Raw genomic sequence first — 21,778 nt, forward strand, 5'->3', positions numbered from 1 at the left:
TCCGGTTCAATATACACATGTATACACAGGTGTATGTGCGCCCGTATAGTTCGCCCATGAGCGCTGTCGTCCGTCCGTCCCTGTTCTCTCCGTACCGCTGGGTCTCGCCGTCGCTGTTCGATTTCTGGGCGGGCCAGCTCAATCCCCTGTGGACCCTGCGCGAGCCGGTGGCCCGCCTGGTCCGGCGAGAGCCGGCCGGCGAGGGCGCGGCGACCCTGGTCCTGCGCACCAACCGGCACTGGGCCGGCATGCGCGCCGGCCAGCACGTCACCCTGGGCGTGGAGATTGAAGGGCGCCTGTGGCAGCGCAGCTACAGCCCCACCGCACTGGGTCGGCGCGAGCTGGCGATCACCGTCAAGGCGATCGACGGCGGCCTCGTCAGCCAGCACCTGGTCAACCACGCGCAGCCGGGCGAACTGTTCCGCCTCGATGCCGCCTTCGGCGAGTTCCACATGCCGGCTGCGGCGCCGGTGTTGCTGCTGGCTGCCGGCAGTGGCATCACGCCGATGCGCAGCCTGTTGCGCGACGCCTGCCAGCGCCCGCTGGCAGCGCCGGTGGACCTGTTCTACTGGGAACGCAGCGCCGCCCACCTGCAGTTCCGTGATGAGCTGCAGGCGTTGGCCGCCAGCCAGCCGAACCTGCGTGTGCATCTGCTGACCACCCGCGAAGGGGATGTGCCCGCCGCACGTATCGATGCCCACGACCTGCAGGTGGCGGGCGATGACACCCCGTTGGCGCAGCGCCATGTGCTGGCCTGCGGCCCGGACGGCTTCGTTGCCGCCGCCCGCGAACGCCTGGCGCACCAGGTTGCCGGTTTCCAGGCGGAAGCGTTCACTCCTCCCGCACCGCTGCGTGACGCCAGCAGTGAAGGGGAGGTCGTGCTGACGCTGGCGCGCAGTGGCCGCCAGCTGAGCGTGCCGCGTGGCAGCTCGTTGCTGGAAAGCCTGGAAGCGCATGGCATCAAGCCCAGGCATGGCTGCCGCATGGGCATCTGCAACACCTGCAGCTGTGACCGCGTCAGTGGCGCCACCCGCCACCTGCGCACCGGCGACCTGCAGTCCGAATCGGCGCAGCCGGTACGGATCTGCGTGAGCGCACCGACCACCGACCTGACCCTGGATCTCTGAGGACGCCTGCCATGACCCGCGCTACCGACCGTGCCCTGAGTACTGCCGAGATGCATGCCTTCGGTGAGGAACTCGACGCGATCCGCGACCGTGTGATCGGCAGCCTCGGCGCCTCCGATACCCGCTACATCCGCCGCGTGGCCGCCGCCGTGCGCTGGTTTGGCGTGGGGGGCCGTGGCCTGCTGTTCCTGGCGGCGTTCTCGCCACTGTTCTGGATGCCGCTGCTGTGGCCGGCCGCGATCACCGGCACGCTGCTGCTGGCGCTGTCGAAGATCCTGGAGAACATGGAGCTGGGCCACAACGTCATGCACGGCCAGTTCGACTGGACCGGCGACCCCAAGCTCAACGGCAATACCTATGAGTGGGACATCGTTGCCACTGCCGACAACTGGCGCAAGACCCACAATTTCCGCCACCACACCTATACCAACGTGCGTGGCATGGACGATGACATCGGTTATGGCCTGCTGCGCATCTTCCCGGAGCAGCGCTGGAAGCCGTTCTACCTGCTGCAGCCGATCATCGCGCCGATCTTCGCGCTGCTGTTCCAGTGGGGCGTGGCCGCGCAGGACCTGCGCCTGGGCCGCTGGCTGAAGGGCCGTATCAGCGGCCGTGCGATGTGGCTGCAGACCCGCCCGGTGGCGCGGAAAATGGCCCGCCAGGTGCTGAAGGACTACGTGTTCTTCCCGCTGCTGGCCGGCCCGTTCTTCCTCACCGTGATGCTGGGCAACATGGTGGCCAACGGACTGCGCAACATCTGGACCTACGTGATCATCTTCTGCGGCCACTTCACCGCCGAATCGGAAACCTTCCCGAAGGAATGCCTGCGCAATGAATCGCGCGGCCACTGGTACCTGCGCCAGCTGCGCGGTTCATCCAACATCAGCGGCGGCTTCCTGATCAACGTGCTGTCGGGCAACCTCAGCCACCAGATCGAGCACCACTTCTACCCGGATCTGCCAGCCAACCGCTACGCGGCCATTGCCAAGGAAGTGAAGGACATCTGCCGTCGCTACGGCCAGCACTACAACAACGGCTCGCTGCCGCGCCAGTTTGGCCAGGTGGTCTGGCGCATCCTGCGCCACGCATTCCCGAGCAAGCCGCGCCGCCTGCCGATGTCGGACATCATGTCCGCACCGGCATCGGCCAACGCGGGCTGATCAACTCAGCCCGCCTTCGCCGGCTCCGCCCGCTCGCGGTCCAGGCGGCGCAGGAACACCTGCATTTCCCTGCGTGCCTGCTGGTCGCCCTTGCTGCCGGCCACGCTCAATCCGCGCTGCCAGGCTTCGCGCGCCGCCTGCGGCTGGCCACTGGCCAGCCAGGCCTTGCCCAGCAGCTTCCACGCCGCCGAGTACTGCGGATCAAGCACCACGCAACGGCCCAGATGGGTGGCCGCGCGCACCGGGTTGCCGGCATCCAGCCAGCCCTTGCCCAGGCCGAAGCGCAGCAGCGCGCCATCCTTGCCGGCGGCGAGCATGCATTCCAGAGCTTCGATGTTCATCCGCGCACCTCCACCAGCAGTTCGGCCGGGCCGGGCTGGAAGCGGCCGCGATGGAACAGCAGCGGCGCGCCGCCGTTCTCGTGCACGTCGATGATGCGGCCGGCCAGCAGCAGGTGATCGCCCACCGGCCACTGTGCGTGGCGGGTACAGGTGAGATGGGCGACCGCACCGGCGATGCGGGGTGGGGCGTCCTCGTCGTCATCCAGCAATGCCAGGCCGTCGAAGCGATTGCGGACCTGCGGATCGGCGAAGCGCCGGGCCAGCGCTTCCTGGTCGGCCGCCAGCACGCTGATTGCAAAGCGGGTGGCGCGCTGGAAGGTGGACAGGCTCTGCGCGTGCAACGCCAGGTTCCACAGCACCAGCGGTGGCTGCAGCGAGACCGGTACGAACGAGTTGATGGTCAGGCCGACCGGCTTGCCCTGTGCATCGCGCGCGCAGACGATGGCCACGCCGGTCGGGAAATGGCCGAGCAGCCGCCGCAGGGCACGCGGCGGCATCTCGACCGACGGCACCGGCGCCGGTGCGGGGAAGACCCCCGCCCACGGCCCGGCGTACGGCACTGTCTCGCCGCTCATGAGGCCCGGGCCTGGCGGTAGCGCCGGCCGACCTCGGCCCAGTTGATGATGTTGAAGAACGCACCGATGTAGTCCGGGCGACGGTTCTGGTAGTGCAGGTAGTAGGCGTGTTCCCAGACGTCCAGCGCGAGGATCGGGGTATTGCCTGACAGGCCCACGGTTGCACCCATCAGCGGGCTGTCCTGGTTGGCGCTGCTTTCGACCTGCAGGCGGCCATCGCGATCACTGGTCAGCCAGGCCCAGCCGCTGCCGAAACGGGTCTGCGCGGCCTTGCTGAAGGCGTCCTTGAAGGCATCGAAGCTGCCCAGGTCACGGTCGATGGCGGTGGCCAGTTCCTCATCGGGTGCACCACCGTCGGCGCTGAGCACGGTCCAGAACAGGCTGTGATTGGCGTGGCCACCGCCGTTGTTGCGGACCGCGCCACGCTGCGCCTCGGGCACGGCACCGAGGTTGGCGATCAGCGCCTCGACCGGCAGCTCGGCGATGCCGGCCTGCTCGATGGCGGCATTGAGGTTGTTGACGTAGGCCTGGTGGTGCTTGCTGTGATGGATCTCCATCGTGCGCGCATCGAAGTGCGGCTCAAGGGCGTCGTAGGCGTAGGGGAGCGGGGGAAGCGAGTACGACATCGAAGCAATCTCCGTGGGGAAGGCCAGGGGCTGGCCGTGGGGAGATTGTTATCGCACCTCAACATTGGTTGAGGTCAAGGGGCGGGATTGAAATGCGTGCGCGTTCGTCGCCTTGATTCTTCCTGGCAGGCAGGGGCTGATGGGTCAGCGCAGGACACGCCGTGAACCCATCCATGGGGGCTCGATGGCGCCATCCGCGGCGCCACCGGTCCTGCGCTGACCCATCAGCCCCTGCAGGACAGCTCCCTGCGCTGGCGCGGAGACGGAGTCAAAGGCAGGAGCAGGAGCGGCATGGTAGTGCCGGGCGCTGGCCGGCAATCAGCGAAGGTCGGGTTGCCGGCCAGCGGCCGGCACTACCAGAACCCGCTTTTCGAACCTCACCGGCGCGCTGTTGCGCTGCCCGCGCTCGCAGGAAACCGTCGGGTGGCGGGGGAAGGGGCTGGCCGGGACCGTTGGCGCCATGGATGGCGCCATCGAGCCCCCAAGGATGGGTTTACGGCGTGTCCCGGCCAGCCCCTTCCCCCGTCACAGCCGATATCAACAAAAGCGCCGGCAGGCGAACCAGCCGCCAGCGCCTTCATCAACTCAACTCAACCAATCCTTGCACGCACCATCAACCTGTTCCCCGCACGCCTGCTGCATCCGCTGCTGCAGCCGCGCCAGTGTTTCGGCGCCCTGGTGCTTGCCGCTCCACGTCTTCAACTGCCCGGCCAGGCGCTCGAAACGCTGGCGGGTACGCTGGTGGTAGCCCGACGGCTGCGCTTCCAGTTCGGCGATCAGCGAGGCGGTGGCCTGCTCGATGCGTGGTGCATCGTCCGGCGCCAGCTTCAACAGGCCCTCCACGTACAGCACGCCCCACTGTACGCGGGTGGCCGGGCCCTGCGCGCCATCGTAGGCGCGCTTCAGCCACTCCAGTGCGCCGGCGGTGTCGCCGCGCTGCTCGGCCAGTTCGGCCAGCTCGGGCATGTAGTAGTACGGCTGCTCGCTGCGCTTCAGCTCGGCCAGCAACAGCGCCTCGGCGCCCGCGTCGTCGCCGACCTGGCGCAGTGCGTAGACCGCGCTGCTGATCGTGGCCTGGCGTGCATGCGCATCGGTGGCGGCGGCATCGGCAGCGGCCACGCGCTGCTTGACCCGCTCAACCAGGGCCGCGGGCAGTGCGCCGTTGGGCTGCTGCTGACGGGCCAGCGACACTTCGGTCAGCGCACGCGACAGCGCGTCGTCGGCACGGTTGCCGCGCTCGGCATCTGCGCGCTCCAGTGCGACCAGCAGCTGCTGTCCCAGCGTGTTGCTGGTGGCCGGCCCCGCACTGGCCTGCTTGACCAGCGTCGCGCCCGCGTAGCCCAGCAGTTCGCGGTTACGACGGACTTCGGCAGGTTGCGCCAGCACTGCCTGCAGCAGCTCACGCACCTCGGTGGGCGAGCTGGCGGGCGTGTCGGCGGTGGCCAGGGCCAGCAGGGCGAAGCGGCGTTGCAGCGCCGCGTCGGGTGCGGCCTTGGACAGCTGGCGCAGCACATCCTGGCTCCTGCGCTCGCCGGCCAGGCGGTTGGCGTCGACTTCCCAGCCGTAGTCGCCCAGCACCTGCCAGTCTTCGGCGGCCAGCCTGTCCGGCGTGGCCAGTGCCGTCGCCAGGGTGGCGGCGATGGCGCTGCGGCGCCCGGCCGCGACGGTCAGCGCACGGGTCAGTTCGGCCGCGTCGTTGCCGCCGGCCACGCGGGTGAGCTCAGTGCGTTGTGGGTCCAGCACGATCAGGGTCGGATAGCCGCGCACCCCGAAGCGTTCGCCCCAGGCCTGTGCCCCTTCCTCGTCGCCATCCAGGTAGACCGGCACGAACTTGCCGGTCAACGCGATGAACGCCGGGTCCTTGAACAGGCCGGCCTTGAGCTGGTTGCACGGCGGGCACCAGACCGCGCCCCAGTACAGCAGCACCGGCTTTCCGCTGTCGGCGGCCTCGGCGAAGGCATCGTCCACATCGCCCTGGCGCCAGGCGATGGCGGACGCCGGCGCGGGCGCCTCGGCGGAGCTGGCGGTGGACACCGGGGCCGGGGTGCAGGCGCTCAGCGCCGAAGCCAGCAGCAACACGGAAAGCGCGACGCGCATCGGCGGCATCTCGAAGGGGGGACAGTCCATTGTAGGAATGGCCGGGGAGTGTGCTGATTCAGTTTGCTTATATCGGCCGTGCAGCGGGGCATGACACCCGCTGTCCTCAGGCGGCTGCCCGCACCATCTGCTGGTACACCAGCCCGTTGAACTCGCCGACATCACCGTCCAGCACGAAGCCATAGCGCAGGTAGGTAGGCACTGCGTTGAGCGAGGCGCGCACGGTCAGCACCGGTGTGCGCAGGTGCGGCAGCACGGCTTCGAACAGGGCATGGCCGATGCCCTGGCCCTGGCAGGCGGGATCGACGAACAGCATCGCCAGGTGGCGGCCTTCCTTCAGCTCTACCACGCCGAGGATGCGGCCGTCCTGCTCGGCCACCAGGATGTGGTTGTCACCCTGCAGGCGTGCAGCGAACGCATCGGCGGCGGCGACACTGCCGAACGTAGCAATGCCGGCCGCGCTGAGCGAGGGCGCGACGGCCGCAGTGAATGCGGCCAGGCATACCGCGCTCATCGCGGGCAGGTCATCGATGTGGGCGGGGCGGATCCTCGGCATGCAGCGTTCTTCCTGTGGCGTGTGGCGTGTCATCGTCGCCGGTTGCCTGCACGCTAAGCTGGTCCCATGAGTGAATTCAATCCCGCCTACGCTTCGTTGTTTCCGCAACAGGGACTGAGCCTGGGCCTGATGACGCCCGTTGCGGCGCATGGGCTGGCCGATCCGGGCGCGGCGCGGCGCATTGCGCGGCTGGCCGACGATCTTGGTTTCGCCGCGTTGTGGGCGCGCGATGTACCGTTGATGGTGCCGCAGGGTCCGGACGCGACGGTGAGCGCGCTGGACGACCCCTTCCTGTGGCTGGGCATGCTGGCCGCCGCGACCACGCGCATCGCGGTCGGTACCGCCGCCATCGTGTTGCCGTTGCGCCAGCCGTTGCAGGTGGCGAAGTCGGCCTTGAGCCTGGACCGGATCAGTGCAGGGCGGTTCGTGCTGGGCCTGGGTTCGGGTGACCGCCCGGAAGAATTCGCCGCCTTCGGCGAGGATCTGGAGGGCAGGGCGACGACCTTCCGTGAGCGCTGGACGTTGCTGCGCGCGGCGTTGTCACCGGAGGCCGATGCGCGGACCGCCGTACTGCAGGCCACGGGTGGCTTCGACGTGCTGCCGGCGCCGGCAACCCGCATCCCGATGCTGGTGGTGGGTACCGCGCGGCAGAGCCTGCAGTGGATCGCGCGCGAGGCCGAAGGCTGGGCCACCTATCATCGTGAGGAGGCCGCGCAGGAGGGGCGCATCGGCCTGTGGCAGCAGGCGCTGGTGCAGCGCGGTGGGCCGGGCAAGCCATTCGTGCAGTCGATGCTTCTGGATCTGCAGGCAGATCCGCAGGCGCCAGCCGAGCCGCTGCCGCTGGGCCTGAAGGTCGGCCGCGATGGCCTGCGTGACTATCTGCTGCGCGTGCATGGGCAGGGCGTGGCGCACGTGATGTTCAATCTGGTCGACAACGGGCGGCCGATGGACGCGGTGTTGCGTGAGATCGGGGAGCAGGTTCTGCCGAATATGCCCCGGTAGGTGTCCACCTTGGTGGACACGCTCCAGCAGTCGAGCACGGCTCGGCTCTACATGCAGTGTGCATCTGCGTATCATTCGCATTTGATACCCCGCTGCCGGAGCCCCGTGTGACCCAACGTTCCCCCATGCACCCGAGCGGACGCCTGTTCGCCGCGGTCGCTTTCATCGAGGCCGTGACCTGGGCCGGCCTGCTCATCGGCATGTGTATGAAGTACGGCCCCATGGCCAACGTGGCGCTGGTGAAGCTGTTCGGACCCCTGCACGGCGTGGCGTTCCTGCTCTATGTGGCGGTGACGCTGTTCGCGGCGCTGCGCCTGCGCTGGCCGTGGTGGGCCAGTGCGCTGGCGCTACTGGCAGCCATCCCGCCGCTGGTGACGCTGCCATTGGAATGGTGGTTCAAGCGCCGTGGCCTGTTGGGCCTGCGCGCGGTGCGCTGAAGTCGCTGTTGCGTGCCCGTTCAAGAGAATGGGTATCAAATGCAAATACGAGCCGTTATCATTTGAGGATGGCGTCCGGTCCTGAGCAGGGCCGGCGCCGGGCGGGGCGCACGTGCGCCCGGCGATCCCTTCCTGTTACGGCTGGTGTTCCATGCACGCACGTCCCGTCGTTCCCGGCTTGCCGGCGCTGGTAGTGGCCGCCCTGATCGGCACCATGGCGATGATGTCCTTCGTCGCCGTGATCGGTCCGGTGGTCCGCATGCTCGGGCTGTCCGAGTGGCATGCCGGACTGTCGGTCACCGCCGCGGGCGCGTTGTGGATGCTGGCCGCTCGCCCATGGGGCCAGCTCAGCGACCGCATCGGCCGCAAGCGCGTGCTGATGCTGGCGATGAGCGCCTACACCGTGGTCTACATCGCGCTGGCAGTGTTCATCGACGTTGCCCTGCAGGCGGTGCCGCCGGTACTGGTATCGGTGCTGGTGCTGGTCGGTGCGCGAGGCCTGATCGGCCTGTTCTACGCGGCGGTGCCGCCCACCGCAGCCGCGCTCATCGCCGACAAGGCACCGACCGGCCAACGTGCGAAATTCCTCGCCCGCTTGGGCAGCGCCAATGCGCTGGGCATGGTGCTCGGGCCGGCCGCTGCCGGCTGGCTTGCCTATACCAACCTTTCGCTGGCGCTGTACGTGGCCGCGTTGCTGCCGCTGCTGGCACTGGCATTGCTGGCCTGGCGGCTGCCGGCCACACCGCCGGTGGTTGGCGCGTCCGCACAGCGCCGCGCGCCGATGAGCCGCCTCGACCCGCGCCTGCGCCTGCCGCAGCTGGCGGCGCTCATCGCCATGGTCTCGGTGACCATCGCGCAGGTGACGGTGGGCTTTTTCGCGATTGATCGCCTGGGCCTGGATGCTGCCGCTGGTGCACGCATGGCCGGCATCGCGCTGACCGCGGTCGGCATCGGCCTGATCCTGGCGCAGGCGCTGGTGATGAAGCTGGAGGTGCATCCGCGCCGCTGGATCATCCTCGGCGCGCTGATTTCCGGCATTGGCTTTGCTTCGGTGGCGGGCGTGCAGCAGGGCTGGCAGTTGCCGGCGGCATACGCGCTGGCCGCGTTCGGCATGGGCTTCGTATTCCCCTCGTTCCAGGCGCTGGCCGCCGACGCGGTGGAAGCGCACGAGCAGGGTGCCGCGGCGGGCACGGTCGCTGCCGCGCAGGGGCTGGGCATGGTGGCCGGGCCGATGCTCGGCACGCTGTTGTATCGCGGCGGGCCCAGCCTGCCATATCTGCTGGTCGGCGCGCTGCTGCTGTTGCTGTGCGCGCTGGCTGCAGCGCATCGGATGAAGGAGACCCCATGAACGATTCCCTGATGCAGGGCGCGTGGCCGGAGGCTGCGCCCGCGCCGCTGGAGAGCACTGACGACGCGTCGCTGTTCCTGCTGCAGCATGCCGGCCAGCATGTGCACGCACGCGGTTGCCGCCTCGCGCTGCCGGGTGGCGCGCTGGCAACCCTGGCGGAGCGCGTTGCGGCCTTCTTCGCCCAGCAGCGTGGCGGTCCGGGCCTGCTGGTCGGTGCGGTGCCATTCGAACCGCGTGCCGACGACGCGTTGTACCAGCCTGAGCGCCTGCTGCCGGCCCTGCCGTTGCAACCACGGGCGGCGCCGGCGCTGCAGGGCCCGCTGCAGGCGGAGCCCGCAGCGCAGGACTATGCAGCCGCGGTTGCCGAGGCAGTGAAGGCGCTGCGCGCGCCCGACCAGGACCTGCACAAGGTGGTGCTGGCGCGCAGCCTGCTGGCGCACAGCCGCCATGCGCTGTCTCCAGAGGTGCTGCTGGCGCGGTTGGGCGCGGATCCCTCGGTGGCGACCTATGCGGTGCCGCTTCCGGTTGAACCGGGGCACGCACCGGCCTGGCTGGTCGGCGCAACACCGGAGCTGCTGCTGCGCAAGCGTGGCGCCGAGCTGTTGTCTCACCCGCTGGCCGGGTCCGCGCGCCGCAGTGCCGATGCCGCCGAGGACGAGCGCGCCGCGCAGGCGCTGCTGGCTTCGAACAAGGACCATGACGAGCACCGCCACGTGGTCGAGGCCATCATCGAGGGCCTGGCGCCGTACTGCAGCCACATCGATGCGCAGCCGCGCCCGGTGCTGCATGCCACCGCCAGCATGTGGCATCTCGGCACCCGCATCCACGCCACCCTGAAGGATCCGAAGACATCGGCGGCCGAGCTGCTGGCGCAGTTGCATCCAACGCCGGCGGTCTGCGGTACACCCCGGCTGGCGGCACTGCAGCGTATCCGCGAGCTTGAGCCGGTGCCGCGTGGCTTCTATGCCGGTGCGGTCGGCTGGCTGGATGCGCAAGGGGATGGTGACTGGTATGTGGCGATCCGCTGCGCACGCCTGCAGGGCACGCAGCTGCGCCTGTACGCCGGCGCCGGCATCGTTGCCCAGTCGCAGCCCGAGGCCGAGGTCGCCGAAACCGCGGCGAAGTTTGCCGCCCTGTTGAACGCGTTGGGCGTCCACGACGCCGCGCCCGTCATCGAGCCTGCTGCATGAACACGCCCACTGTTTCTTCCCGCCTGCCACTGCAGCAGGCATGGCCCGATGCGCTGGTGGCGCGCTATCGCGAGGCGGGCTACTGGCGCGGCGAGACCTTCCCGGCGTTCCTGCGTGAGCGTGCGGAACGCTACGCTGATGACATCGCCGTGGTCGCTGGCGATGTGCGCCTGAGCTACGCGCAGCTGTGGCACGAGGCCGGTCGCATCGGTGCCGGACTGCTGGCACTCGGCCTGCAACCCGGTGAGCGGGTGCTGGTACAGCTGGGCAACACCGCCGGGTTCATCGCCACCGTATGCGGGCTGTTCCGCGCCGGCCTGGTGCCGGTGTATGCGCTGCCGGCGCACCGCATCACCGAGCTGGTGCACTTCGCCAACAAGGCCGAAGCCAGTGCCTACATCACTGCCGACCTGCACGATGGCTTTGATCATCGCGGGCTGGCGCGGGCGCTGCAGGCCGAGGTGCCGGCGCTGCGCCACGTGGTCATCGATGGCGATGCAGCAGAGTTCACCGCGCTCGAGGCGCTGCAGGGAGACCGCAACCAGCTGCCGGCCGACCCGGACCCGCAGTCGGTGGCGTTCCTGCAGATCTCCGGCGGCAGCACCGGGCTGTCCAAGCTGATTCCACGCACCCACGACGACTACATCTACTCGTTCCGTGCCAGCAATGACCTCTGCGGCATCGACCGCGACAGCGTGTATCTGGTCGCGCTGCCGGCCGCGCACAACTTTCCCATGAGCTCGCCCGGTTTCTTCGGCGCGCTGTATGCCGGTGCCCGCGTGGTGCTCAGCCCCGGTCCGGGGCCGGACGCGGCCTTCCCGCTGATCGCGCGCGAGCAAGTGACCTGCTGTGGGCTGGTGCCGCCGCTGGCGCTGTTGTGGGCACAGGCCGCCGCCACCAGCAAGCACGACCTGTCCAGCCTGCAGGTACTGCAGGTAGGCGGGGCCAAACTGGTGCCGGAAGCCGCACGGCGGGTGATTGACGGTCTTGGCTGCACGCTGCAGCAGGTGTTCGGCATGGCCGAAGGCCTGGTGAACTACACACGGCTGGATGATCCGGAAGAACTGATCGTAGCCTGCCAGGGCCGGCCGATCAGCCCGGACGACGAGGTGCGCGTGGTCGATGACCATGACCAGCCGGTGCCGGAAGGCGAGGTAGGGCATCTGCTGACCCGCGGCCCGTACACCATCCGTGGCTACCACAACGATGCGGTGGCCAATGCGCGTTCGTTCACCGACGACGGCTTCTACCGCACCGGCGACCGCGTGCAGCAGCTGCCCGGAGGCTACCTGGTGGTGCAGGGCCGTGCCGGTGACCACATCAACCGGGCGGGCGAGAAAATCTCCGCCGAGGAGATCGAAGATCACCTTCTGGCCCACCCCGGCGTGTTCGACGCCGCCGTGGTCTCCATTCCTGACGAGTATCTCGGTGAGCGCAGCTGCGCGTTCGTGATTGCGCAGGGCGAGCCGTTCAAGGCGCCGGCGCTGAAGGCCTGGATGCGCGGGCGCGGCCTGGCCGCGTTCAAGGTGCCCGACCAGGTCGTGTTCGTCGACAGTTTCGATACCACCGCGGTCGGCAAGATCAGCCGCCGCGAACTGCGCGCGCAGCTGCGTGCGCGTCATCTGCAACAGACAGGAGGAACGCGCTGATGGCGCTGCCCCGTATCACCGATTACCCCTTGCCGACTGCCGCCGAACTGCCGCAGGCGCGCGGCCCGTGGCGCCCGCAGCGCGATCGTGCCGCCCTGCTGGTGCACGACATGCAGCGCTATTTCCTGGCCGCATTCGACGCCGGCAACGCACCGCTGCGGCCGGCAGTGGACAACATCGCACGGCTGCTGGCGCATTGCCGCGCGCACGGCATTCCGGTGTTCTACACCGCCCAGCATGGCGACCAGGACCGCCGTGACCGTGGCCTGCAGGCCGACCTGTGGGGACCAGGCATGCGCCGCAGCGCCGACCATGAACCAATCATCGAGGCACTGGCACCGCAGCCTGGCGAGCACGTGCTGGTGAAGCACCGCTACAGCGCGTTCCAGCGCAGCAACCTGGAGACGCTGATGCGGGTGCGTGGCCGCGACCAGTTGCTGGTGACCGGCGTATACGCGCATATCGGCTGCACCGCGACCGTGGTCGAAGCGTTCCAGCGTGATATCGAGGCCTTCATCGCCGCCGATGCCGTGGCGGACTTCTCGCGCGCCGATCATGATCAGGCGCTGCACTGGATTGCGCGCACCAGCGGGGTGCCGATGACCACCGACCAGCTGCTGGAGGTGCTGTGATGGCTGCCACGGGTGAGGTGCTGGATCTGGAGCGCATGCGTGCCGACGTGGCGCGCGTTCTGGAGTGCGAGCCAGCAGAGATCGGTGACGACGACAACCTGATCGACCTGGACCTGGACTCGATGCGCATGCTCGGCCTGGTCCTGGCCTGGGGCAACACCGGATTGCCGCTGGAGTTCTCACAGTTGGCCGAGCACACCACGCTGCGCCAGTGGTGGGCTGTGGTGCAGCAACTGCAGGCCGCGCAGAACGCATGAACGCCGCTGCGCTGGCCACACCGGTGGCATTGACCGAGGCCCAGGCCGGACTGTGGTTCGCACAGCGGCTGGCACCGGACAATCCGTCGTTCAACACCGCACATGCGGTGTGGATCGACGGCCCGTTTGACGTGGCCGCGTTCATTGCAGCGGCAGACCAGGCTGCAGGCGAGGCCCAGGCCTTCGCGTTGCGCTTTGCCGAAGGGGCCGATGGCCAGCCGCTGCAGTGGCATGACCCGGCACACGTGCCGCTGCTTTCGGTGCGCGATGTTTCCGCCGCGGCGGATCCCACCGCTGCGGCACGCAACCTGATGCACACCGACCGTCTGAGCCCGGTCGATCCCACCCGTGACCGGATCAGTCAGCAGGTGTTGTTTGACCTGGGCGGGCAGCGCTGGGTCTGGTACCTGCGCGTGCATCATCTGGCCGCCGATGGCTACGGCATGGCGCTGTTCACCGATCGCGTGTGCGCGTTGCATGCCGGTCGCATGGCTGAACCGCTGCCAGGGCTGGCGGGCGTGCTGGCGGATGACGCCGCCTATCGTGCCGACCCGCGTCGTGCGCAGGCCGGGCGCTGGTGGCGCGAGCAGTTGCAGGGGGCGCCGGCGGGCGTGGGCCTGGCGGGTACCGTGGCGGCCAGCGACGATGCGCTGCGCTGGGTGCAGCCGCTCGATGCGGCCTTCCGTGAGCAGCTGCTGCAGGCCTCGGCACGTTGGCTGCAGCCCTGGCCGGATGTGCTGGCCGCGCTGGCGGGCGAGTACCTGCGGCGGATGAGCGCCGCCGATGAAGTGGTGCTGGGCGTGCCCTACATGGGCCGGCTCGGCAACGCGTCGGCGCGGGTGCCGGCGATGGCGATGAACGTGTTGCCGCTGCGCGTAGCGGCCGGCGAGGGCAGCGTCGAGGCCTTCATCCGCGGCCTGGGCCGGCAGCTCAGCCAGGGTCGCAAGCGCGGCCGTTACCGCAGTGAGCAGCTGCGCCGGGACCTGGGGCTGGTCGGCGCGCAGCAGCGCCTGCACGGTCCGCTGGTGAATGTGCAGCCGTTCTACAAGCCGCTGGCGCTGGCCGGCGTGCAGGCGACGCTGGAGGTGCTGTGCACCGGGCCGGTGGATGATCTGACACTGGGCTTCCGTGGCGATGGCCAGCACCTTCTCGATCTGGAGATCGAGGCCAATCCCGCGCTGTACAGTCGCGAGGATGTCGAGGCGCATGCAGCGCGGTTGCTGCATTTCGTGTCGGCAGCATTGCAGGCTGACGATATCGCAGCCGTGCCTTTGGCGACGCTTGAGGAGGCGCAGCAGGTGCTGCACGGTTTCAATGCCACCGCGCACGCGCTTCCCGAGACTACCCTGGTTGAACTGCTGCAGCAGGGCATGGATCGGGATCCGCACGCGCCGGCGCTGGTGTTCGGCGACACTACGCTCGACTATGCAACGCTGGAAGCGCGCAGTTTCGCGCTTGCCGCACAACTGCGCGGGATGGGCGTCGGCCCGGGCAGCGTAGTCGCGGTGGCATTGCCGCGCTCGCTGGAACTGGTGCTCGCGCTGGTCGCGGTGCTGCGCGCAGGCGCGGCCTATCTTCCGCTGGACCTTGCCCATCCTGACGAGCGGTTGGCACGTATTCTTGCGTCGGCGCAGCCGGTGTGCGTACTGGCTGCGCCAGACGTATCGGCGCGCATGGCCGGTGTGCCGGTGCTCGCGCCGGAGCAGTGGACCGCGCTGAGTTTTGCGGCGCCATGGGCGGATCCTGCGCCCAGCGATGCCGCCTATGTGATCTATACCTCCGGTTCGACCGGCGAGCCCAAGGGCGTGGTCGTCGAACACCGCGCGATCGTCAATCGCCTGCTGTGGATGCGCGAGCACTACGACATCGGCGCCGATGACCGCGTGCTGCAGAAGACCCCGGCCACCTTCGATGTCTCGGTCTGGGAATTCTTCCTGCCGCTGCTGTGCGGGGCAACGCTGGTGGTTGCCAGGCCCGATGCGCATCGCGATCCCACTGAACTGGCGCGCTTGATCCGGGGCCATGGCATCACCACCGCGCATTTCGTGCCGTCGATGCTCGACGCCTTCCTCGCTGCGCCGGCCTCCGAAGGTTTGCAGCTGCGCCGCGTATTCACCAGTGGCGAGGCGCTGGACGCTGCGTTGCGCGACCGCTTCCATGCGCGCGTGCGCGCAGAACTGCACAACCTGTACGGCCCGACCGAGGCCGCAGTAGATGTCAGCTATTGGCCGGCGTCAGCGCAGGATTGCTCGCGGCCGGTGCCGATCGGCTTCCCGGTCTGGAACACCCGCCTGTACGTGCTGGACGCCCGGATGCAGCCGGTGCCGGTCGGTGTGGCCGGTGACCTGTACCTGGGCGGCGTGCAGCTGGCACGCGGCTATCTCGGTCGCGACGATCTGACCGCCGAACGCTTCCTTGCCGATCCTTTCTTGGCGGGCGAGCGCATCTACCGCACCGGCGACGTGGCGCGCTGGCGCCGCGATGGTGCGGTGGAGTACCTGGGCCGCAGCGACCATCAGGTGAAACTGCGCGGCCTGCGCATCGAACTGGGCGAGATCGAGGCGGCTTTGCGCGAACTGCCGGGCATGGAGCGGGTGGAAGTGCTGCTACGCCAGGATGCTCCCGGCGAAGCGCGTCTGGTGGCCTATGTGCCGACCGCGCTTGCCGATGCCGTAATGCTGCGCAGCCACCTCGCCACGCGTGTGCCGGACTACATGGTGCCCTCGGCCATCGTTGGTGTGGACCACTGGCCGGTGACCGCCAACGGCAAGCTCGACCGCAATGCGTTGCCGAAGCCACCGCAACGTGAAGTTGCCGGCTTGGCGCCGCGCACGCCGTTGGAACAGGAGCTGGCGTTGCTGTTCGCACAGGCGCTTGGGCGTGAGGCGCCGGTGGCGGTGGATGCGGACTTCTTCAGTCTCGGCGGTGACTCGCTGTCGGCGGTGCACCTGCTGCTGGCGATCGAGCAGCGCTGGCGCTGCGATCTGGGTTTGGGCGCCTTGTTTGCCCAGCCCACCGTGGCCGCGCTGGCGGTTCGTATTGCCGCGCCACCCGCGCTGGCCGATCACGCGCTGGGGCCGGTGATCGCGCTGGCCGCAACCGACGCTGCCGGGCCCACGCCGCTGTTCGTGCTGCACCCGGCCGGTGGCATCGCCTGGAACTACCGCACGCTCGCCCGGGCACTGCAACCAGCCCGCCCGGTGTATGGCCTGCAGTCGCCGGCACTGGACGCGCGGCTGCCACTGCCGAGCAGCATCGAGGCGATGGCCAACGACCACGTACAGCGCGTGGTCGCACTGCAGCCGAAGGGGCCGGTGCATCTGCTGGGCTGGTCGGTGGGCGGCATCCTGGCCCAGGCGATGGCGGTGCGGCTGCATGAGATCGGCCGCGACGTCGGCGAACTGGTGCTGCTGGACGCCTATCCCAGCGAGTGCTGGCGGGCCGAGCCTGAACCGGACGCCGTCGCCGCACTGCGGGCACTACTGGCGATTGCCGGCCATGACCCGGATGCGCATCCGGAACTGGACAGCCGGGAACGCATACTCGCGTTCCTGCGTCGCGGCGGGAGTGCACTGGGCAGCCTGCCGGATGTGGTGCTTGACGGCGTGGTGCGCGCGGTGACCGGTACCAATCGGCTGATCCGTGAACATATCCACCGGCCGTTCGAGGGCACGCTGGTGCACGTCCGCGCTGGCCGGGATCACCAGGCGCGGCCACAGCTGCAGTCGGCGTTGTGGCGGAGCCACGCGCGCAAGGTGCAGGCACTGGAACTGCCGTTCCTGCACGCCGAACTGACCGGCCGCGATGCGGTGGCGCAGCTGGCACCGTGGTTGTCGGCGCGGTTGCGCCACTGGGACGAGCAACAGGAGACCGCAACATGCAATTGACCGGTTTTGAAGGTCGTGTGGCGCTGGTGACCGGTGCCGCCGGGGGCATCGGTGAGGCACTGGTACGGCTGTTGGCCGCGGCCGGTTGCACCGTGGTGGCGACTGATTGCGAAGCACCCATGTTCGCGGATGCACGTGTGCAGGCGTTTGCTCTTGACGTGACCGACAGTGCGGCCGTCGACGCCTTGGTGGATCGGGTCGAGTCCAGCATCGGACCGATCATGCTGGCCGCCAGCGTGGCCGGTGTGCTGCATGTGGGCGGCGTGACCGAGACCGGCGATGACGACTGGCGCCGGGTGTTCGCGGTGAACACCGACGGCGTGTTCCATGTCGGGCGTGCTCTGGCGCGGGTGATGTCGCCGCGCGGACAGGGCGCGATGGTTACCGTCAGCTCGAATGCGGCCGGTGTGCCGCGGCACGGGATGGCCGCCTATGCGGCATCCAAGGCCGCCGCCACCATGTTCACCCGCTGCCTCGGGCTGGAACTGGCGCCGCTGGGAATCCGCTGCAACATCGTCGCCCCGGGATCGACGTTGACCCCGATGCAGACCGGCATGTGGCAGGACGAGCACGGTGCCGAGCGGGTGATCGCCGGCAGCCTGGAGACCTACAAGGCCGGCATTCCACTGCGCAAGCTGGCCACCCCCGAGGACATCGCGCACTCGGTGATGTTCCTGCTCTCGGAACAGGCCGGGCACGTGGCGATGAGCGACCTGTACGTCGACGGCGGCGCCACCCTGCGCGGCTGAGCCCCGACGGCCGCCTGCCGGCTGTGGTCGTGCCGGCCGCTGGCCGGCAACCTACGGCCCCCGGTAGTGCCGGCCGCTGGCCGGCAACCTCATTCACCTTCAGACATCTCCCAACCCCCGTCGAGCCATGGCCCGACAGCCAACGCGCAATGATCGACCCACCATGGCGCATGAGCAGCCATCGCCTCCGCCTGGGCCGTTACTCGATCATCGGCCAGGTCTACGTTCTGACAACTACCACGCATCAGCACCGCCGGCTCCTTGAAAGCAAAGCTGCAGCAGCATGTGTGATCGACCAGTTCGATTACATCGAGCAGCGCGGGCTCGTACGGTCACACGCATGGGTCGCCATGCCGGATCACGTCCACTGGATGTTCGAGCTGCGCGCAGCTGACCTTCCAGACATCGCACGCCGGATGAAATCGTCGAGCGCGCTTGCCCTGAATCGCCTGGCGGGCCGTCGAAGTACGGTGTGGCAGCCCGGCTACTTCGATCATGCCGTGAGGGCCGAGGAGTCGATGGCGCGGCAAGCGCTGTACATCCTGGGGAATCCGGTACGCGCCGGTCTTGCTGGGCAGATTGGCGAGTATCCGCATGCGTGGTCGGTCTGGGTGTGATGCCGGCCAGCGGCCGGCACTACCAGTCAATGTTCAGCGCGGCCATTCGCCGTTCAGCGCCGCTTGAGTGCGCTTCGGCCGTGTTCGGTCCGGTCTGATGCCGGCCAGCGGCCGGCAGTACCACGGCAGAACCGAAGCGCAGCGCAGATCGTGTTCCGGCGCACAGAGCACCCGCGATGGTAGTGCCGGCCGCTGGCCGGCAACCCCATGACCCGCGCGGAGACGCGTAGCCGCCGGCCAGCAGCCGGCGCTACTCCTTCGGCGTCTGGCGTGGCTTGCGCGTGCGCTTCGGCTTTGCGCTATCCGCACCACTGGCGGCGCCATCCTGCAGTGCCTGCAGCCAGGACAAGGTGTCCACGTAGTCGATGAAGTGGCGCAGGTAGCCGGGGCTGGTGGCCTGCATCGTGTCCAGCATGCGCTGCACCAGCACCGCCGAGTTCAGCGGGCCGCCGTCAGCCGGGGCCTCGGTGCGCAGGGAGCGGCGCACCTGCAGTTCGCTGCGCAGCTCCGTCCACTCGCGCTGCGCCTGCTGCAGCATCGGCACCTGCGGGTAATGCGGCAGCGAGCGCGACCCTGCATCAAGGTCGCGCACCAGTGCGCGCAGGCCTTCGAGCGCTGGCGACTTACTTGGCATCCGGGGCCTTGGGCTTGGGAATCGGCGCGATCTCGACGCGACGGTTGCGTGCGCGGCCTTCCTCATCGGCATTGGAACTGACCGGCTGCTCGCTGCCGAACGCAGCGGCGAACACGGCGTCAGCCGGTACGCCATCGGCGATCAGGGTGCGGGTCACGGTCAGCGAGCGCTGCGCCGACAGCTCCCAGTTGTCGGCGAAACGCCGGTTGCCTTCGCGTACCGGCGCGTCATCGGTGAAGCCGCTGACCATCAGGATCTCTTCGCGGCTGCCCAGGTAGGCGGCCAGCGGTGCGGCCAGGCTGCGCAGCAGCTCCTGGCCTTCCGGCTGCAGCTGGTCGGAGTTCAGCGCGAACAGCACGCTGCCGCTGATGCCGATGCGGCCATCCACCAGCGTCACGCGGCCGGCCGCCAGCGGTCCAGCCAACGCTTGCTCCAGCGTCTGCAGGCGCTTGGCTTCGGCCTGGCGCTGTTTCACTTCCTGGTCCAGTCGCTGCGACAGCTCCAGCTGCACGGCGACCACACCGACCAGTATCAGCACGAACGCGCCCAGCAGCACCGACATCAGGTCGCCGAAGGCTGCCCAGATCGGGGCATGCGAACCGCCGTCGACCTCCAGCTCGTCGCTCATGCGCTGCCGGCCTTGCCGCGGCGCGCGGCCAGCTGCTGCAGTTCTTCCATCACCTGCTTCTGCGACAGCAGGCTGAGGTCGACCACCTCGCGCGCCTGGGCTACGTAGTAGGCCAGCTGCTCGTCGCTGCGGGCCAGCGAGGCATCCAGTGCGCCGCCGATCTGTTCCAGGCGGCCGGACAGCTCGGTGGCGGCACTGCCGAACTGCGCGACCGCTTCGCCGAACGTGCCGGCCAGCTGGCCCACTTCGGCAGCGCTGCCGTTGAGCGCTGCGGCAATGCCATCCAGCTTGCCGGTCTCTGCGGCGATATGGTCGGTGAAGCGATTGCCAACCCGCTCCAGCAGCTCGGTCGAGCCACCGACCAGTGCGTCCACAGCGGTGCGCTGCTCGTGCGAAGCGTGATTGATCGCATCCAGCAGGGTCTGCACGGTGGCCAGCAGGCGGCCGCGCTCTTCCAGCATCGCGTTGTCACGCACCAGGCTCTCGGACAGCGTGCTGCGCAGCTCGTTGATGACGTCGGCAGCAGCCTTGGGCGCGGCCGCGGCGGTCTGCAGCAGGGTAGACACTTCAGCCAGCGTGGCGCTGGCCTGCGCGCGACCGTTCTCGCCGATCTGCTGTGCGGTGGCCGCCAGGGTGTCGCAGACCTGCTGCTGCTGCGCAGCCAGGTGTTCGCCGTTGGCCTGCAGGCGCTCGGCCAGGTCACTGGAAACGTGCTGCAAGGCTTCGCTCCAGCGCTGCAGGCGCTGTTCGTCGCCGGCCTGCAGCTGCGCCTGCAGCGCGGCGTGGGCCTGCTGCAGCTCGGCGCTGATCGCGTCCCAGCGCGCCTGGCGCTGCTGCTCGCGGCTGTCCAGGCCAGCCTGCAGTTCGGCGTGCGCGGCCGCGGCAGCGGCCTGCGCGGCCTGCCACTGCTGCGAACGCTGCAGTTCGTGGTCCTGCAGCAGCGCCTGGCTGGTGCTGTGGTGCTGCTCCAGCGCCTGTAGCAGCGCCTGCGCGCGCGCGTCCAGATGCTCGCTGGAGGCCAGCAACGCCTGCTGCTGGCGTTCGACCAGCGCGCTGTTGAGTGCCTGCTGCTGTTCGGCGGCGGCGCGCCATGCCTCGGCATTGCCGCGGGCATCGGCCTGCAGGCGCTCGCCGATACGCGCGACCAGTGCTTCGGCGTGCGTGCCCTGGCCATCGCTGAAGGCCTGCAGGTGCTGGCGCAGATCACTGACCAGCGCCTGTTGTGCCTGGGTCTGCTCGCTCACCACCTTGGCCCAGCTGGCCTCGGTGGCGACGCGGCTGCGCTCGAAACCCTCGCTCAGGCCGGCCAGCTGCTGCTGCACGGCCTGCTCGACGCGGGCATGCAGTGCTTCGCCGTGATGGGCCAGGCCAGCCAGGGTGGTTTCGGCCATCGGCTGCAGCGCACCACCGATGGCGGCGGCGCTGGCTTCGGCACCTTCGCGCAGCGACTGCTGCAGCGAGACGGCCAGGCGTTCCTGCAGGGCCTGGCTCTGGGTCAGGAACTCGGCCTGGCCGGCCAGCAGGCGCTCATTGGCGGCCGCACTGTGCTGTTCAAAAGTGCTGGTCATCGCCTGCAGGCGGTCGACCAGCGCCGGCAGCGCCGCAGACTGTGCCTGCAGCAGGCGCAGCGATTCGGCGCGCTGCCAGGCCTGCGAGTACGGATGCAGGTCGCCGGCAATGGCGCGGTCCAGCTGCTGCACGGCCTGCAGGCGGTCACGACGCAGCAGTGCCGCCAGCAGGCCGAGCATGGCCGAGCTGGCCACACCGGCGATCGAGGTACCGAATGCCACCGCCAGGCCCTGCACCGGCGAGGCCAGCGAGCCGCGGATCGCGGCCATGTCGGTCGCACTCTGCAGCGCCAGACCGGTGCCACGCAGCGTGTCCATCATGCCCAGCAGGGTGCCGAGCATGCCCAGCAGCACCAGCAGGCCAACCAGGTATGGGGTCAGCACCGGTGCGGGCAGGGCGGTGCGCTCGCCTTCCACGCGCAGGCGCACGGCGTTGCGCAGGCCCGCCGGCACGCGCTCCAGCCAGGGGGCGAGGCTCTCCTTCGCGCTGGACAGGTCGTTCAGCGCGCTGCGCAGGCCGTTGCTGGCCTGGCGGTAGCGATACAGCTCCACGCCACCGGCGATGTAGCAGGCCGCGATGATCGCCGCCACCGCTGCACCCAGCGGATGCACCGAAACGTAGCCAATGCCGATCCAGCACACGGCCAGCAGGCCGACAAGGAAAACAACGACATGGAAAGCAGTTCTGGACATGGTGT

Annotated in this window: 20 protein-coding genes; 12 read left to right on the plus strand and 8 right to left on the minus strand. The window is 69.1% G+C overall.

What is annotated here, in order from left to right; translation table 11 throughout:
• Positions 1 to 56: 56 nt before the first annotated feature.
• Both AC5P53_RS13420 and AC5P53_RS13425 read left to right on the plus strand, forming a co-directional pair.
• Complete coding sequence (locus AC5P53_RS13420; RefSeq protein WP_046431056.1) at positions 57 to 1,127, plus strand: ferredoxin reductase; 1,071 nt, start codon at positions 57 to 59, stop codon at positions 1,125 to 1,127.
• A gap of 11 nt (positions 1,128 to 1,138) precedes the next feature.
• Complete coding sequence (locus AC5P53_RS13425; protein WP_014647430.1) at positions 1,139 to 2,287, plus strand: fatty acid desaturase family protein; 1,149 nt, start codon at positions 1,139 to 1,141, stop codon at positions 2,285 to 2,287.
• 5 nt (positions 2,288 to 2,292) lie between these two features.
• On the opposite strand, the gene AC5P53_RS13430 is transcribed toward AC5P53_RS13425, so the two are convergent.
• From AC5P53_RS13430 to AC5P53_RS13450, 5 genes are all read right to left on the minus strand, one after another.
• A complete protein-coding gene (locus AC5P53_RS13430) occupies positions 2,293 to 2,628 on the minus strand; it encodes a tetratricopeptide repeat protein (protein ID WP_241886962.1) in 336 nt (111 codons plus the stop codon).
• Entirely contained in the window at positions 2,625 to 3,203 is a 579-nt protein-coding gene (locus AC5P53_RS13435; RefSeq protein WP_032962524.1) for a flavin reductase family protein, read from the minus strand. The genes AC5P53_RS13430 and AC5P53_RS13435 overlap by 4 nt, the downstream gene beginning before the upstream one ends.
• Positions 3,200 to 3,829: a superoxide dismutase gene (locus AC5P53_RS13440; protein ID WP_014647427.1), complete on the minus strand. Its 630-nt coding sequence runs from the start codon at positions 3,827 to 3,829 to the stop codon at positions 3,200 to 3,202. Before AC5P53_RS13440 ends, AC5P53_RS13435 begins: the two co-directional genes overlap by 4 nt.
• 585 nt (positions 3,830 to 4,414) lie before the next feature.
• Positions 4,415 to 5,935: a thioredoxin family protein gene (locus AC5P53_RS13445; RefSeq protein WP_041863549.1), complete on the minus strand. Its 1,521-nt coding sequence runs from the start codon at positions 5,933 to 5,935 to the stop codon at positions 4,415 to 4,417.
• A 97-nt stretch (positions 5,936 to 6,032) separates the two neighbouring features.
• A complete protein-coding gene (locus tag AC5P53_RS13450) occupies positions 6,033 to 6,482 on the minus strand; it encodes a GNAT family N-acetyltransferase (RefSeq protein WP_032962518.1) in 450 nt (149 codons plus the stop codon).
• A gap of 66 nt (positions 6,483 to 6,548) precedes the next feature.
• Here AC5P53_RS13450 and AC5P53_RS13455 point away from each other — a divergent pair, with 66 nt between their 5' ends.
• The 10 genes from AC5P53_RS13455 (at position 6,549) to AC5P53_RS13500 (ending at position 18,250) form a co-directional block, all read left to right on the plus strand.
• Positions 6,549 to 7,484, plus strand: coding sequence for a TIGR03571 family LLM class oxidoreductase (locus AC5P53_RS13455; RefSeq protein ID WP_075077145.1), 936 nt, complete (start codon positions 6,549 to 6,551; stop codon positions 7,482 to 7,484).
• Between the two features lie 125 nt (positions 7,485 to 7,609).
• Entirely contained in the window at positions 7,610 to 7,921 is a 312-nt protein-coding gene (locus tag AC5P53_RS13460) for a DUF3817 domain-containing protein (RefSeq protein WP_495227457.1), read from the plus strand.
• A 151-nt stretch (positions 7,922 to 8,072) separates the two neighbouring features.
• Positions 8,073 to 9,269 carry an MFS transporter gene (locus AC5P53_RS13465; protein WP_049439387.1) on the plus strand — a complete coding sequence of 399 codons (1,197 nt, stop codon included), beginning with the start codon at positions 8,073 to 8,075 and terminating at the stop codon, positions 9,267 to 9,269.
• Positions 9,266 to 10,459, plus strand: a complete 1,194-nt coding sequence (locus AC5P53_RS13470; RefSeq protein WP_046431041.1) for an isochorismate synthase — start codon at positions 9,266 to 9,268, stop codon at positions 10,457 to 10,459. Before AC5P53_RS13465 ends, AC5P53_RS13470 begins: the two co-directional genes overlap by 4 nt.
• Positions 10,456 to 12,108, plus strand: a complete 1,653-nt coding sequence (locus tag AC5P53_RS13475) for a (2,3-dihydroxybenzoyl)adenylate synthase (RefSeq protein ID WP_049439392.1) — start codon at positions 10,456 to 10,458, stop codon at positions 12,106 to 12,108. The genes AC5P53_RS13470 and AC5P53_RS13475 overlap by 4 nt, the downstream gene beginning before the upstream one ends.
• Positions 12,108 to 12,740, plus strand: coding sequence for an isochorismatase family protein (locus AC5P53_RS13480; protein WP_241886960.1), 633 nt, complete (start codon positions 12,108 to 12,110; stop codon positions 12,738 to 12,740). The genes AC5P53_RS13475 and AC5P53_RS13480 overlap by 1 nt, the downstream gene beginning before the upstream one ends.
• Positions 12,740 to 12,997: a phosphopantetheine-binding protein gene (locus AC5P53_RS13485; RefSeq protein ID WP_049439394.1), complete on the plus strand. Its 258-nt coding sequence runs from the start codon at positions 12,740 to 12,742 to the stop codon at positions 12,995 to 12,997. The genes AC5P53_RS13480 and AC5P53_RS13485 overlap by 1 nt, the downstream gene beginning before the upstream one ends.
• The gene (locus AC5P53_RS13490) at positions 12,994 to 16,884 is read left to right on the plus strand and encodes an enterobactin synthase subunit F (RefSeq protein ID WP_241886959.1); all 3,891 of its coding nucleotides are present in this window, start codon (positions 12,994 to 12,996) and stop codon (positions 16,882 to 16,884) included. Before AC5P53_RS13485 ends, AC5P53_RS13490 begins: the two co-directional genes overlap by 4 nt.
• Positions 16,875 to 17,633, plus strand: coding sequence for a 2,3-dihydro-2,3-dihydroxybenzoate dehydrogenase (locus AC5P53_RS13495; RefSeq protein ID WP_241886957.1), 759 nt, complete (start codon positions 16,875 to 16,877; stop codon positions 17,631 to 17,633). The genes AC5P53_RS13490 and AC5P53_RS13495 overlap by 10 nt, the downstream gene beginning before the upstream one ends.
• A gap of 170 nt (positions 17,634 to 17,803) precedes the next feature.
• Positions 17,804 to 18,250, plus strand: a complete 447-nt coding sequence (locus tag AC5P53_RS13500) for an REP-associated tyrosine transposase (RefSeq protein ID WP_495227419.1) — start codon at positions 17,804 to 17,806, stop codon at positions 18,248 to 18,250.
• 250 nt (positions 18,251 to 18,500) lie between these two features.
• Here the strand turns inward: AC5P53_RS13500 and AC5P53_RS13505 are convergent, their stop codons facing one another.
• Genes AC5P53_RS13505 through AC5P53_RS13515 form a run of 3 tightly spaced genes read right to left on the minus strand, consistent with a single transcriptional unit; the run spans position 18,501 to position 21,773 of the window.
• Positions 18,501 to 18,956 (minus strand): DUF2894 domain-containing protein, encoded by a 456-nt coding sequence (locus AC5P53_RS13505; protein ID WP_495227420.1) that lies wholly within the window; start codon positions 18,954 to 18,956, stop codon positions 18,501 to 18,503.
• Positions 18,874 to 19,512 (minus strand): OmpA family protein, encoded by a 639-nt coding sequence (locus tag AC5P53_RS13510; RefSeq protein ID WP_014647413.1) that lies wholly within the window; start codon positions 19,510 to 19,512, stop codon positions 18,874 to 18,876. The genes AC5P53_RS13505 and AC5P53_RS13510 overlap by 83 nt, the downstream gene beginning before the upstream one ends.
• Positions 19,509 to 21,773: a DUF802 domain-containing protein gene (locus tag AC5P53_RS13515; protein WP_241886954.1), complete on the minus strand. Its 2,265-nt coding sequence runs from the start codon at positions 21,771 to 21,773 to the stop codon at positions 19,509 to 19,511. The genes AC5P53_RS13510 and AC5P53_RS13515 overlap by 4 nt, the downstream gene beginning before the upstream one ends.
• Between the last annotated feature and the right edge of the window lie 5 nt (positions 21,774 to 21,778).

Source organism: Stenotrophomonas sp. YJH_SMC_82 (genome assembly GCF_059368875.1).